Here is a 13,646-nt window from a genome sequence, read left to right on the forward strand (position 1 = left end):
ATTTGGCGAATTGTCGGCCGATCGCTGTTTTGGCCGCTCACGTTTCCGCCAGTCGGTATGGCATCAACCTAACAGATGCGTGAATTTTCGGGCGTTTAGCAAAGCAACCTTTGCGCTTGGCAAATTCTCAATCCAATACTGCTTTACCGGTCATTATTGTGGAGATGTGATGCGGATAAGTGTAGGCATCGCTGTATCTATCCTGGTCGCCCTGTCCATTGGCGTGTCAACTTTTATTGTTCATACGCTTTGGTGGACAACGGCACGGGACAACAGCCGTATGCTGGCTGCTGAAATCAACACTCAGATCGCCAATACCGTCCGGATCGAGGTCGGCGCGACACTCAGCTCGGCCGAAGCGGCCTGGGCCGCAGTGCGCACCATTTTCGTGCAGAATGTCATCGCCACGCGCCAGGCAGACAAGCGAGAATTCGTATTCCTGTCGCAACTACAAGCGCAGCCCAATATCTCGTGGATATTCTTCGGCTGGCCCGACGGCAATTTCTTCGCATCGCACCGCCTTGGGGATGGCGGCCTTGAGATGGTCGAAATCGATAGGAACATCCGCGATCGGCAGTTGCGAACCGACCAATACATTTTCATTCCAGGTGACATCCAGTTCGAAGAGCGAAAATTCCGTGAAACAAAATATGATCCACGCGACCACGCCTGGTTCAATAACTTTATGAGCCTGAACTCATCGGGATGGATCGAAGCGCGGGATCTGCCAGGAAGTGAAAAAACGGTCTATGCTTATGCCGGTCCCATTGACGTCAACCGCGGGCGACAGGGTGTTCTAGCGGTCGCAATCGAAACCGACCGTTTGTCGCGGTTCCTTGCGACCTTACATCCGGGCGAGTTCGGAGCAGCCTATATTTTGGATGCTGATGGCAAGGTGATCGCCGTTCCCGACGCCATGGCAGATGAAACGACACCGGCCCGAATGGGCGAAGGCGAGTTGTACGAGGCCGCCATGATATCGGGCGAACGGCTTTTGGGTGACCCTGCCAAAAATCCTGCCGGCGGGGCAACGACTCGGGTTGTAATAGACGGCGTTCCCTATGCAGTTGCCCTGACCCCGTTGGGATTTTATGGCTGGCGCGTTGCTACCGTAATACCGGAATCCGCATTCCTGTCTGGGATCGACAAAACTCTGATCAACCTTCTTTATATTCTGATTGGGGTAGTCGTTTTCGCCACCGGGTTAGCCATCTGGCTGGTACGTAGGGTTGTGGCGAACCCTTTGGCGCGGATCGCCGAAGACCTTAACAAGATCGAACGTTTCGATGTTGAGCGTATTTCACGCAGGCCCTCAAAGCTGTCAGAACTGGCCAACCTGTCTGCGGCAACGGCCAGTATGGCTGCGGGTCTGTCAGCGTTCCGAAAATATGTACCAACCGATTTGGTTCGCATGCTGGTTGCCGAAGGCATCAAAACGCAGCCGGGCGGTGATATGAAGCAAATCTCGGTTTTGTTTTGCGATGTGACTGGCTTTACCGGACTGTCCGAGAAACTGGGCCCAGGAATTGTTCAGTTGATGGAACCGTTCTTCACCGCCGCTTCGGCCGCGATTGCAAGGCATGACGGCACTATCGACAAGTTCATGGGTGATGCAGTGATGGCCTTTTGGGGGGCACCACGTCAGGATAAAAACCACGCGGAAAACGCCTGTCGTGCGGCGCTGGATCTTGTCAAAACTGTCGACGCGGCAGGCATCAAGGACAGTCAGGGTATTCCTCTGCGGCTACGGATCGGGGTGAACAGCGGCGAGGCGCTTGTGGGGAACATAGGATCCGAACAGCGCCTGAACTATACGGCGATCGGCGATGTGGTGAATGTCGCAAGCCGACTGGAAGGCGCGAATAAAGTCTACGGCACCCTTATCCTGATCGGCCCAGAGACCCGACGCGAAGCCGGCGATTCTGTAATTGTGCGCGAATTGGATACGCTCACAGTGTTCGGCCGCAGCGAAGAGCTTGTGGTTTATGAACTGATTGCAATGACCGAAGGATACAACCTCTCACGCGATTGGATCGAGGCATATGAACGCGGCCTAACGCTTTATCGCGCCGGGCAATTCGAAAATGCCCTGTCAGAATTTGAAACCGCTGACCAAATCCGTGGCGGGGACCTTGCCTCGCTCGCGATGGCCGACAAAATGCGAGAACTTCTGGCAAGCCCACCCGCTGAGGGATGGAAGCCCGTAACCATCACTGAAAAATCCTAAATAAGTCAGCTGGTTCTACAGAAGCTGCAAAAAACAGCACATTTTCCTTTATTGACTGGTGTTCAATATAAACGAAATCCGATAGTCAGAGCGCCAAAAGATTGTAAGGCAGAAAAACAGCCCCGTGTTCGACCTACCCGCGCAGCGCGCGCACCTCTCCGAAAAATACGACCTGACCCCGTCGCCTGAGCTTGCCGCAAGCATGAGCGATATATATGACCGCATGTCGCGTGTGGTCTCTCCGGCGGATTGGGCGATTTATGCGCCATATGTAAAGGCGATCAATGAACTCAAGGTAAACCGCAACGCGGTCATCTTGGGACACAACTACATGACGCCCGAGATCTACCACGGTATTTCCGATTTCGGCGGTGACAGCCTGCAACTGGCGATCAAGGCCACCGAGGTCGAGGCCGAGGTGATCGTTCAATGCGGCGTTCATTTCATGGCCGAAACGTCCAAAATTCTCAGCCCCGAAAAAACGGTTCTAATGCCGGATATGGAGGCAGGGTGCTCTTTGGCGGAATCGATCACCGCCGAAGGCATCGCGGAAATGCGCCGCCGATATCCCGGTGCACCGGTTGTGTCCTATGTGAACACAACAGCCGAGGTAAAGGCAGCCTCAGACATCTGTTGCACCTCGTCGAATGCGGCACAAATCGTGGCAGCACAGGACAGTGAGACCGTCATCATGACGCCCGACCAGTATCTGGCGCAGAACGTGGCACGCGAAGTTCCGCAGAAAAACGTCGTGTGGTGGGAGGGCTCGTGCATCGTTCACGAGCAATATTCGGCCAGTGACCTGCGCGACTTTCGCGAATGGAACCCCGGAACCCGCTTGATCGCGCATCCCGAATGCCCGCCGGACGTGGTGGCCGAGGCCGATTTCTCGGGTTCAACCAGCGGTATCATCAAATATGTCACGGACGAAAAGCCAGAGAAAGCACTATTGATCACCGAATGTTCGATGGCGTCCAACATCGCGGACGAACTGCCCGAAGTCGAATTTGTCGGCCCATGCAACATGTGCCCTTACATGAAGAAAATCACGCTGGAGAAAGTGCTGTTCGCGCTGGACACGATGACCGGTCAAGTCGAGGTCGACGCCCAGGTCGCCGAAAAGGCACGTCTTTCGGTTCAGCGTATGATCGACCTGTCGCGCCAGTTGGGCATTTGACACAGCAGATGCAAACCATCGAAACATCGCGAGTGGTTATCATTGGCGCTGGTTTGGCCGCCGTGTATGCGGCTCTCAAGCTGGCGCCCTGCCCGGTCGTGATGATTTCGCCTGAACCGCTGGGCTCTGGCGCAAGCTCAGCCTGGGCGCAGGGTGGCATCGCAGCCGCCATGGCGCGGACAGACAGCCCAAAGGCCCATGCGGACGACACGATGCGCGCGGGTGCGGGCTCGGTTTTGCGCGAAGTGGCCGAGTTTGTGGCGCAAGCTGCGCCAGAGCATATCCTCGACCTTTCTGCGCTTGGCACTGGATTCGACCGTACTGCAAGCGGCGAGTTTGTTCAGTCGCGTGAGGCCGCTCACTCCACTGCTCGGGTCGTGCGGGTCAAAGGTGATCAGGCCGGGGCCGAGATTATGCGCGCGTTAATCAAAGCCCTGCGCGAGACACCTTCAATCCAGGTTATCGAGGGCGCGCAGGCCGTGGCGCTGGAAAGCGACGGCACGCAAGTAACAGGCGTCTACCTGACAAGTGCGCTTGGGTCTGGCCCGGCGCAGCTGTTGCTGCGCGGAGCCGCTTATCTTTTGGCAACGGGTGGATCTTCGGGCCTTTATGCGCAAACCACCAACCCAACGCGCATTCGCGGGCAAGGGATTGGTATGGCTGCCCGTGCTGGTGCGCGCATCGCGGACGCAGAATTTGTACAGTTCCATCCCACCGCAATCGACGTAGACTCTGACCCCACCCCTTTGGCAACCGAAGCACTGCGCGGCGAGGGGGCCGTTCTTGTCGACAAGAACGGGCATCGGTTCATGCCCGATTTCCACCCCGATGCCGAGCTTGCCCCCAGAGATACGGTTGCGCGGGCCGTTTATCTGCAAGCCAAAGCTGGCATGCGGCCAGCGTTGGACACGCGCGGCGCGATCGGTGCCGACATCGGCATTATTTTTCCCGGTGTAACACGCGCCTGTATGCGTCATGGCGTTGACCCAACACGGGACCCCATCCCTGTGACCGCGTCAGCGCATTACCATATGGGCGGCGTAGAAACAGATTTGTTCGGGCGAAGTTCGTTGGCCGGGCTCTGGGCCTGTGGCGAGGCGGCGTCCACCGGGTTACATGGCGCCAACCGGTTGGCATCAAACGGGTTGCTTGAAGCTTTGGTGTTTGCCCGATCCTGTGCCCGGGACATTGCGGGCCAAATCACCGTGAAGAGCGCACCCGAAGTCAAAATCCGTTTGGCACCCGGCACAACTGACGATGAGCAAGATTTGATGCTTTTACGCCGCATAATGACGGAACATGTCGGCGTGGTACGGGAAGAAGCTGGCCTGAGCCAAGCCCTATCCGGAATTGCCGCGCTTGAGGCCCAGCACTTTGGGTCAGACCAGTTTCTCAACATGACCGCTACGGCCACCCTGATCGCTACCGCCGCGCTGCAACGCCGCGAAAGTCGCGGCGCGCATTACCGGTCCGATTTCCCCGACCCCAATCGTGGCACCGGTCAACGATCCAGCCTGACACTGACACAGGCACTCACCTTGCGAGATCGCATAGCAAAGGACGCAGCATGACCCACCCCGCTTTGCCAGACATGATCCTGGAACCTCTGGTCCGGTCCGCGCTGACTGAAGATATGGGTACCTGTGGCGATATCACCACTCAGACAGTGATCCCTGCGGACGTCACCTATTCCGCACGGTTGGAGGCACGTGAAAATGCTGTGGTTTCAGGGATGCAAGTGGCTGCGCTGGCGTTCCGTCTGGTCGATCCCTCGTTGCTCATCACAACCTACACCGAAGATGGCCAGAGCTGCGCCAAGGGCGACACACTGATGAAAATCCAAGGCCGAGCCACCTCAATCCTGTCAGCAGAGCGCGTGGCGTTGAATTTCGCCCAGCGGATGATGGGTGTTGCAACGGCCACTTCGGAATTAGTGGCTGAAACCAAAGGCACCAAGGCGCGTATCACCTGCACGCGAAAAACGACACCCGGGCTACGTCTGGTGGAAAAGCAGGCCGTGCTGCACGGCGGCGGTTTCAACCATCGCTTCTCGCTATCGGATGCAATTCTGATCAAGGACAATCATATCGCAGCCGCTGGCGGTGTGCGGGCTGTGCTTGATGCAACAAAAGCCCGCGCGTCGCATATGATGAAAGTCGAAATCGAGGTCGATACGCTGGAGCAACTGTCCGAGGTGATCCAGGTCGGCGGTGCTGACGTCGTGCTACTTGACAACATGCCGCCAGACGTTCTGACGAAGGCAGTCAAGTTGGTGGACGGCCGATTGGTGACCGAGGCATCGGGCAATATCAGCAAGGCTACAGTTGCGGCGGTAGCCGCGACAGGGGTTGATTACATCTCGTCCGGTGCTTTGACGCACTCTTACCGATCGATTGACATCGGGCTGGACTTCTGAGCCGTTCGACGCCCCAAAGCTACCAAAAATTGTTTTTCAGCGCGCGCAAAGTCAGCCACATTCGTCGCGCTGACCCCGGATCAAGGGACCGTCATTAACCGTTCGAAACGGCGATTCACGCCGACTCAAATACGCTTGGAATACGGAAGATTCTTAACGAACACGCCACCCGTTTTGCATGTAAAACGGTCGGTCAAGCGACCTGCAATCGTGGAAATGGCAGAGCTGATGGGTCCGCAGAGAGTCTTATAACCTGTTATTTTTAAACACTTTATTTGCGCCTCATCCTACCTTCAAATTCAAATTCAAAAATACCTCTTGACGCTCTGTAGACCTACGTGGTTTCGTATATAAAACCGTTTTGCGGTAAATCGTTAAGATCAACGAAGGGAGGCGTTGTGATGGCGAAGCAAGAATCTGCTCTGCGCGCACAACAAGGAACGGAAAGCCAGGTTACGGTTTCCCTCAATGGCATCGGTATGTCGTTTTCTGGTGTATCCGTTCTAAGGGATGTCGACCTGGTCATTGACGGTGGTGAAATTCACACGCTGATGGGCGAAAACGGTGCGGGCAAAAGTACGCTGGTGAAGATCATCAGCGGCGTGCAAAAACCGACATTCGGGACATTTCAGATCGACGGCGAAACCGTGGAATTTGATGCGCCAAGGGACGCTGAAAAGCATGGTATCGTCATCATGCATCAGGAACTCAGCCTGATCCCGGAAATGACCGTGGCTGAAAATGTTCTGCTGGGCCACGAGCCCCGGAAATTTGGGACGTTCATCGACCGCAAAGCGCTGCGGGAAAAGGCCAGCAAAGCGTTGGCCCGCTTTGGCTTCACTCTGGATATCGACACGCCGGTCAAAGATTTGCGTGTTGGCGAGCAGCAGTTGGTAGAAATCGCCCGTGCACTGCTGATGAATGCGCGCCTTCTGATTATGGATGAGCCGACCTCGGCTTTGTCGCAAGCCGAAGCTGATATTCTCATGGAAGTCGTCCGCGATCTGGCGCTACAGGGTGTTGCGGTTGTCTATATCTCGCACCGGATGGACGAAGTGTTCGAGATTTCTGACCGCGTTACAGTTCTGCGCGATGGCAATCTGATCGGGACCCGGCTGGCCTCGGAAACCACTTCCGCCGAACTGATCAACATGATGGTTGGACGCACGGTTGAAATCAATCCGGTCGAACGCCATGCACCGGCCACCGACGAAACCGTTCTGCAGGTGGCAAACCTGTCCGCCTGGGAAGGCAAGCGCAAGGTTCTGGATGATGTGTCCTTCGAGCTTAAGCGCGGAGAGGTTCTTGGGGTTGGCGGCCTGTTGGGCGCAGGCCGGACAACCCGACAGACAGCGCGCCCTCGCGGATGCTGAGCCGTCTGGTCGCCGCCGCCATTGCCATCGGTGTAATGGTCTGGCTGGCCGGTCAGGTGATGCCTAAATTCGGCGTTTTGGCAGTGCTGATCGTGGTGCCCTGCATTGGTGCCGTGATGGGCACGGTGAACGGCGCGCTGATCGTATATGGCCGTCTGCAGCCCTTTATTGTGACGCTGGCGATGATGGTGGGCGCGCTGGGTCTGGCCCGCGTGATCGCCGGGCAGGATACGGCCGTGTATCCGGTCTATACTGGGTCGAATGCGACCGAAAATTTTGAAGTGCTGCGTGAACTGTTGTGGGGCGTCGTCCCTGTACCGGGCCTGTTCTTTCTGGGTGTGTTGCTGGTATTCTTCCTCGTCACACGCTTCACCACCTTCGGCAGCTATCTGATGGCCATCGGCGGCAATGAAGAGGCCGCGCGTCTGGCGGGCATCAATGTCGGCCGCAACAAGATCATCACCTATGCGCTGGCGGGTGGTCTGTCCGCGCTGGCCGGGGTGCTCTATGTGGCGCAGTTCCGTCAGGGTAAACCAGATGCGGGTCTTGGCTTGGAACTGAATGCAATTGCGGCCGTTGTCATCGGCGGTACCAGCCTGATGGGTGGGCGCGGCGCAATCATGGGAACGTTCGTTGGGGTACTGATCTTTGGTTTCCTCAGCAATATCCTGCAATTGAACAACATCGACAGTAACACGCAGCTGGTGCTGAAGGGCATCATCATCGTGGTCGTTGTCCTGCTTCAGGAAGGGCGATTTGAAGAGATCTTTGTCATGGCGAAAGAGCGCCTGGGCAGAGGGAGGAGGCTCTGACCTGAAGGTCTTGGTGGACAATAGGTCAGAGCAATCAGAACGCGGGAACATTGGAGAAACCCGCATCATGACTAAGGAGTAGACTATGAAAAGAAGAACATTTGGCAAGGGCCTGATGGCCGCCACCGCGCTCGTAACCTCGTTTTCGGCATCCATGGTACTGGCCGCTGACAACTATGTGATCGGTTTCTCGCAAGTTACGACGGTTGAACCCTGGCGCGTCCAGTTCAACAAAGACCTGCGCGCCGAAGCGGACCTGCACGACAATGTCGAGCTGATCATCGCAGACGCCAACGACCGCACGGAAAAGCAGGTTGCAGACGTTGAAAACTTCATCCGTCAGGAAGTCGACGCGATCCTGATCTCGCCGAAAGAATCCGCTGGCCTGACCGGTGTGGTCGAGCAGGCAACCGACGCGGGTATCCCCGTCTTTGTGCTGGACCGTAACGTCGACACCGACAAATTCGTTCAGTGGGTTGGCGGCGACAACGAACTGATCGGTCGTGAAGCCGGTAAATTCGCGGTTGAGCAGTTGGGCGGTGCAGGTAGCGCCAAAGGCACCATCGTTGAAATCTGGGGTGGTCTGGGTACGCAAGCCGCACATGACCGTGCCAACGGTTTCCACGAAGCCTTTGACGGCGAAGACGGCGTAACCTTCCTGCTGGATCAGCAGTCGGGCGACTGGAAGCAGGATCAGGCGTATGACATCATGTCGACCGCCCTGCGCAACTACGAAGACATCTCCATGGTTTATGGTCATAACGACCCCATGGCCTATGGCGCATATCTGGCCGCCAAAGATGCTGGTCGTGCGGATGACATCATCTTCATCGGTGTTGACGCTCTGCCCGGCGAAGGCGTGACCTGGGTTGCAAACGGCGAACTGTCGGCCACCTTCCTGTACCCGACCCCCGGTGCAGAAGGCCTGCGTCAGGCACTGAAGCACTTGAAAGGTGAAGAAGTACCGAAATCGGTTGTTATGGGCACCGAAGCGATCACCTCTGAGAACGCTGGTGAAGTCCTGAAAAAGAACGGTCTATAAAAGACTGTTCAGGTCGGCACCCTTTCTCCTCCCTGTCGGGATGGTCGACCGGACACGCAGGGGCTTGCGCCCCTGCGGTTTTTTTTTGAGAAAGCACCGATAAAAAGGAAACCCGATGTCCGAAGAAAAGACCAAGCTTCAGAAATACTCGGCCCCCGCCTTGGAAAAAGGGCTGGATATTCTAGAGTTTTTGTCGCTTTCGGATGTCTTTCCCACCCTTTCACAATTGGCGCAGGGAATTGGGCGTTCAAAAAACGAAATCTTCCGCATGATGATCGTTTTGGAAGAGCGCGGATATATTGAGCGTCAGGAAGGCGATTTGTTTCGCTTGACCGGTAAACTGGCGCTGTTGGGCGGAGATCGCACGGATAACAGCAAACTCGCCGAACTGGCCGAACCCTATATGGAACGTCTTGCCGAAGAAACTGAACTGTCCAACCACCTTTGGGTGCCCAGCGGCTCCGGCGATCTTGTCGTTATCAACAGTGTTTCGTCTTCGCAAAACTACGGTGTGACAGTGCAGGTCGGGTATAACAGCCCAATCTTCCCAACTTCTGCCGGGGTCTGCTTCCTGTCAGAACTGGAAACAAAAAAAGCGCGGCTGGAACTGCTGGAGAAGCTTTCACCCGGCCATGACGAGGAGCACCTGAACGAGTTCGCTGATCTGGCCGCAGCGTGCGAGATTCAAAACTATATCTCTCTAAGCAGCCCTGAAAGTCAGGCCATCAACGAGATTTCGGCTCCGGTGAGGCATGCTCCGGGCAAAGCAGTCATCGCAGCCCTAACCATTCCTCATTTCGCAACGGCCCTGATCGACAACCGAAGAGAAATGGTCATTGACGCCCTGAGGTCAACGGCAGCACAACTGCAGGAAAGCATCGCGACCCGAATGCCATTGCCCCGATCGTCTTGGCATCAAATGATCTAAAGCAACCTTTCGAGGCTTCACTGAACCTTGTCCGTGCTTCTCAAGAACAAGCGCTGGAACATCAGCGGACGGAAGTTTCGCGGATTCCAAAGCGGAAAATTCAAATTATCTCAGACCGAGTTTCGACAGCAAACGATCGCGTTTCATCAACCACCATCCTGACTCAACCGGCCACAAGGTATGGTCAGCGTTCCGCCCAAGCTGGCTTGCCGCGTGCAAGGGCCAGTTCGGATCATCAAGCAACTCGCGCGCGAGGGCGATCATGTCCGCGTCTCCGCGGTCGATCAACGTGTCGCACGCAGCGGCATCCCAAAGAAAACCGACTGCCATAGTCGGAATGTCGGCCTCTGACCGTACCTGCGCTGCGAACGGCACCTGAAATCCGTGTTCGATGGTCATACGTTGCGGCCGGTCCTTGCCTCCGATCCCGCCCGAACTGCAGTCGATAAGGTCTACCCCAGCTGACTTCAGCGCTATGGCGATGTCCACCGTATCTTCCGGAGTAAGCCCATTGTCCATCCAATCAGTGGCAGATAACCGAAAAGCAAGCGGTAGATCCTCCGGCCAGTTCCGACGGATTTCACGCGCGACCTCGACCGCAAAACGTGCCCGGTTCTCAGTGTTGCCACCCCACTTGTCTTGCCTTTGGTTGGTGATCGGCGACAGAAACTGGTGCACCAAAAAGCCATGCGCGGCATAGACCTCAAGGACTTTAAAACCCGCAGTTTTGGCCCGCTTGGCTGCTGCCCCAAAAGCTGAGATGACGGCCTGTATATCGTAGTCCGACATTTCGCGCGGCGTAGGCCATCCCTCTGCATAAGGCAAAGCAGACGGCGCCATAGCTGGCCACGCATGTTCGCTGCGAACTGAAACGTCTTCATCGTCCAACGGCGTTTCACCGTGCCAAGGTCGTCGCTCAGACGCTTTTCGCCCTGCGTGACTAAGTTGGATACCCGGAACTGCCCCTTCGCGTGTTATAAAATCAGCGATCCTTGCCAAGGGCGCGATTTGGCTGTCGTCCCACAACCCAAGATCGCCCGGTGTCCGGCGCCCATCGCGCGTGACCGCTGTCGCCTCGGCATAAACCAGCGCCGCACCACCCATCGCAAACCGCCCCAGATGCACAAGATGCCAATCGTTTGCGAGACCATCTTGCGCCCGGTACTGACTCATCGGAGAAACCGAAACACGGTTTTTGAACGTCACGCCTCGCAATTCAAAGGCGCTGAAAAGTGAAGGCATTTAGGTCACTCCAACGGGTCGTAAGTTATCATAGCTTCGGCCTTGCCCGCATCCTAAATGAATCTCGGACCAGCGAGGTCACATCTCCATGAGATCAGATGCGGGTTCAAACCGTGAAATCACTCCTCAGCCAAATCGGGGAGGGTTTGGGTCTGCCCATATGTTCTCTCGCGCAGCATGGCATTCGAAACCGATAAAAGATGCGACTGCATGATTTCTGCTGCTGCCTGACTGTCGCGTGACGCAATGCTGCTGAACAGTTGCTCGTGTTGTTCTCCCAAACGGGTAAGGGTCGACGGTGAGTATTGCGTTTCCCGCTGCCGTGTCCATTCCGCTTGTTTCCTGACCGCTCGGATCGAGTCGTACACAGTCAGAAACAACGGATTGTGGGCAAGTTCCGCGATCTTGTAGTGGAACACGTCATCCGCAACCCCATAGGCTTGCGTATCCGCCGCATCCAACGTCGCGCGCATCAATTGTTCCAGCGTTCGCAGCTCTTTGACCGAGGCGCGTTGCGCTGCCAACGCCGCCAGCGCAGGTTCGATTTCCAAGCGGACTTCCATGACATCGCGCGGCATTACCTTGGCCGCGACAGCCCGGAAGGGACTTGCTCCAACAGCGGGTGGTGGCGACACAAACGTCCCCTGCCCGTGCCTGCGAAAAACGGTACCGTCTTCCTCCAACCGATCCAGTATACGTCGCATGCGGGCCCGCGTTACGGTCAGCGCCTCGGCCAAGGCTCGCTCGGGCAGCAGCTTTCCGTTTTTTAGGAACGCGCCGGATTCGATCCCTGCGCGCAATGCTGCGGTCAGCTCTGTGTCTGTTGGACAGGTCCCCAAGGTCAGAACGCTCCGATCAAGTCATAAAACATGCGCAGGGACGTAAGCATCAGGAACGCACCAAAAGCAAGCCGTAACGCACGTTGCGAAATGGTGTGTGCAATGCGGACTCCGACATGCGCAAAGCTGGTCGTCAGCGGAATGATCAACACGGCGGCGATCAAATTAACGTAGCCAATGGAAAAAGGAGGCAAGCCCGTTTGTCCCAGGCCCGTACCCGCATAAATCAAAGCTCCGGGCAGACCTATGACAAATCCGATCGCGGCGGACGTACCGACGGAACGACGTATATCGTAACCCAGAAAGTTCAGCACCGGGACACAGACCGTACCGCCGCCAATGCCCATCATCGCCGATATCCCCCCTGCGGCAACGCCCGTAGCCGCCCACACGCGTGGTGAAAAGCTGCGCGGAGGTCCATCTCCACCGGGCTTGCGAAAGATCATGTCCAACGCAACCAACGCTGCCACAGTAGCAAAGACAGCAACAAGGATGTAGCCACTGACCACTCCACCCAACAAGCCACCAATAACCACTCCGATCAAAATGGCGGGGGCCCAGCGTTTCAGCAGCGCCATGTCCAGCGCGCCGCGTTTGTAGTGGCCCCAGCTTGAAGACAGCGAAGTGAAAACAATGGTGGCCAGCGATGTACCAACCGCCACCTGCATGGTTAGCGCAGGATCACTGCCTGTCAGCGATAGCGCAAAGTACAGCGCAGGAACGATGACAATCCCGCCTCCAACCCCCAAAAGCCCGGCCAAAATACCGCCGAACACACCGGCCGCTGCCGCAATTGCGACCAATGTTGCCAATGTGGAAAGGTCAATCCCACCCATGCATCACGCCGGATCGGTGGCCAGTGAACGGCTAACCCGTCCTTCAGCCTGACGTTTGGCCTCGGCCTCGGCAATTGCGGCGTCCAATGCGGTGCGATCAGGATTGCCCGAGAAGTTCCGTTCACTCGGCATCGCCTCGGCGAAATGCAGATAACGCTCACCGGCTACGTCATAGAGGCGTCTCAACTCGGCCAGCGGATCGGCATGGTCATCGCTGCGCATATCCAACCAGGAATGTGCCTCGCCCCGATTGATGACCAGACCGGCGGCTTGCTTGCCACGCTTGTCGCCACCTGCGCGCTCTCCCGCCTCCATCGCGGCCATCAGACGTTCGGGAAACGGCAGCGCGGTTTCAGAGGCATAGGTTTCAAAGGTCGCATCCACAACCTCTGGCCCAACCAGCATGTTGCCGGCGACCGAATGTGTTTGACCAATCCGGTGCCCCGCCCACTCGACACAGGCCGACCCGGTATAGGCTGCAAAATTGCCCTGCGCATCCATCAGATGCGCTTGTCGTGCATCGCGACCGATATCACGAGCAACCAGATCGTCTAGTACCGATTGCGCAGTTTCTCCGGCTTCAAGACGCCGCAACCCCTCGGTGCCCCAAACCGGGTTTGAGAATGCTTGCGAGGCGATGGCACAGTGCGGACCAACATTGGGCACTCGCGCGCCACAGGCAAAAAAGCGGCTGGCCACAATCAGGCCGATAGCACCGGTTTCCGGGTCTTTTGCAATCAAAGAATAGGTCATT

At 56.7% G+C, this 13,646-nt stretch carries 12 protein-coding genes; 8 read left to right on the plus strand and 4 right to left on the minus strand.

Features of this window, described 5'->3' with window-relative positions; all coding sequences use genetic code 11:
- Positions 1-169 precede the first annotated feature (169 nt).
- The 8 genes from AC2FF7_RS19830 to AC2FF7_RS19865 all read left to right on the plus strand — a co-directional run bounded on the left by AC2FF7_RS19830 (position 170) and on the right by AC2FF7_RS19865 (position 9,975).
- Entirely contained in the window at positions 170-2,227 is a 2,058-nt protein-coding gene (locus tag AC2FF7_RS19830; protein WP_480869997.1) for an adenylate/guanylate cyclase domain-containing protein, read from the plus strand.
- Positions 2,228-2,351: 124 nt separating this feature from the next.
- Positions 2,352-3,404 (plus strand): quinolinate synthase NadA, encoded by a 1,053-nt coding sequence (nadA, locus tag AC2FF7_RS19835; RefSeq protein ID WP_480869999.1) that lies wholly within the window; start codon positions 2,352-2,354, stop codon positions 3,402-3,404.
- Positions 3,405-3,412: 8 nt separating this feature from the next.
- A complete protein-coding gene (locus tag AC2FF7_RS19840) occupies positions 3,413-4,975 on the plus strand; it encodes an L-aspartate oxidase (RefSeq protein ID WP_480870001.1) in 1,563 nt (520 codons plus the stop codon).
- Positions 4,972-5,820, plus strand: coding sequence for a carboxylating nicotinate-nucleotide diphosphorylase (nadC, locus tag AC2FF7_RS19845; protein WP_170755907.1), 849 nt, complete (start codon positions 4,972-4,974; stop codon positions 5,818-5,820). The genes AC2FF7_RS19840 and nadC overlap by 4 nt, the downstream gene beginning before the upstream one ends.
- Before the next feature lie 401 nt (positions 5,821-6,221).
- Positions 6,222-7,193, plus strand: coding sequence for an ATP-binding cassette domain-containing protein (locus AC2FF7_RS19850; RefSeq protein ID WP_496906208.1), 972 nt, complete (start codon positions 6,222-6,224; stop codon positions 7,191-7,193).
- Complete coding sequence (locus tag AC2FF7_RS19855) at positions 7,187-8,005, plus strand: ABC transporter permease (RefSeq protein ID WP_496906209.1); 819 nt, start codon at positions 7,187-7,189, stop codon at positions 8,003-8,005. Before AC2FF7_RS19850 ends, AC2FF7_RS19855 begins: the two co-directional genes overlap by 7 nt.
- A gap of 85 nt (positions 8,006-8,090) precedes the next feature.
- Positions 8,091-9,047, plus strand: coding sequence for a substrate-binding domain-containing protein (locus AC2FF7_RS19860; protein ID WP_480870007.1), 957 nt, complete (start codon positions 8,091-8,093; stop codon positions 9,045-9,047).
- A gap of 115 nt (positions 9,048-9,162) precedes the next feature.
- Positions 9,163-9,975, plus strand: coding sequence for an IclR family transcriptional regulator (locus AC2FF7_RS19865; protein ID WP_496906210.1), 813 nt, complete (start codon positions 9,163-9,165; stop codon positions 9,973-9,975).
- Between the two features lie 105 nt (positions 9,976-10,080).
- Here the strand turns inward: AC2FF7_RS19865 and AC2FF7_RS19870 are convergent, their stop codons facing one another.
- The 4 genes from AC2FF7_RS19870 to AC2FF7_RS19885 form a co-directional block, all read right to left on the minus strand.
- Complete coding sequence (locus tag AC2FF7_RS19870) at positions 10,081-11,217, minus strand: NADH:flavin oxidoreductase/NADH oxidase (protein WP_496906211.1); 1,137 nt, start codon at positions 11,215-11,217, stop codon at positions 10,081-10,083.
- A 119-nt stretch (positions 11,218-11,336) separates the two neighbouring features.
- Positions 11,337-12,056: a FadR/GntR family transcriptional regulator gene (locus tag AC2FF7_RS19875; protein ID WP_496906212.1), complete on the minus strand. Its 720-nt coding sequence runs from the start codon at positions 12,054-12,056 to the stop codon at positions 11,337-11,339.
- 2 nt (positions 12,057-12,058) lie between these two features.
- Positions 12,059-12,892, minus strand: a complete 834-nt coding sequence (locus AC2FF7_RS19880; protein ID WP_480870015.1) for a sulfite exporter TauE/SafE family protein — start codon at positions 12,890-12,892, stop codon at positions 12,059-12,061.
- A 3-nt stretch (positions 12,893-12,895) separates the two neighbouring features.
- A complete protein-coding gene (locus AC2FF7_RS19885) occupies positions 12,896-13,645 on the minus strand; it encodes a DUF1028 domain-containing protein (protein WP_496906213.1) in 750 nt (249 codons plus the stop codon).
- Between the last annotated feature and the right edge of the window lies 1 nt (position 13,646).

The organism is Ruegeria sp. YTSC325 (genome assembly GCF_059609525.1).

Coding starts and splice junctions, on each gene's coding strand:
- AC2FF7_RS19830 (WP_480869997.1), top strand. CDS start 170: ATGCGGATAAGTGTAGGCATCGCTGTATCTATCCTGGTCGCCCTGTCC.
- AC2FF7_RS19840 (WP_480870001.1), top strand. CDS start 3,413: ATGCAAACCATCGAAACATCGCGAGTGGTTATCATTGGCGCTGGTTTG.
- nadC (WP_170755907.1), top strand. CDS start 4,972: ATGACCCACCCCGCTTTGCCAGACATGATCCTGGAACCTCTGGTCCGG.
- AC2FF7_RS19850 (WP_496906208.1), top strand. CDS start 6,222: ATGGCGAAGCAAGAATCTGCTCTGCGCGCACAACAAGGAACGGAAAGC.
- AC2FF7_RS19855 (WP_496906209.1), top strand. CDS start 7,187: ATGCTGAGCCGTCTGGTCGCCGCCGCCATTGCCATCGGTGTAATGGTC.
- AC2FF7_RS19860 (WP_480870007.1), top strand. CDS start 8,091: ATGAAAAGAAGAACATTTGGCAAGGGCCTGATGGCCGCCACCGCGCTC.
- AC2FF7_RS19865 (WP_496906210.1), top strand. CDS start 9,163: ATGTCCGAAGAAAAGACCAAGCTTCAGAAATACTCGGCCCCCGCCTTG.
- AC2FF7_RS19870 (WP_496906211.1), bottom strand. CDS start 11,217: ATGCCTTCACTTTTCAGCGCCTTTGAATTGCGAGGCGTGACGTTCAAA.
- AC2FF7_RS19880 (WP_480870015.1), bottom strand. CDS start 12,892: ATGGGTGGGATTGACCTTTCCACATTGGCAACATTGGTCGCAATTGCG.
- AC2FF7_RS19885 (WP_496906213.1), bottom strand. CDS start 13,645: ATGACCTATTCTTTGATTGCAAAAGACCCGGAAACCGGTGCTATCGGC.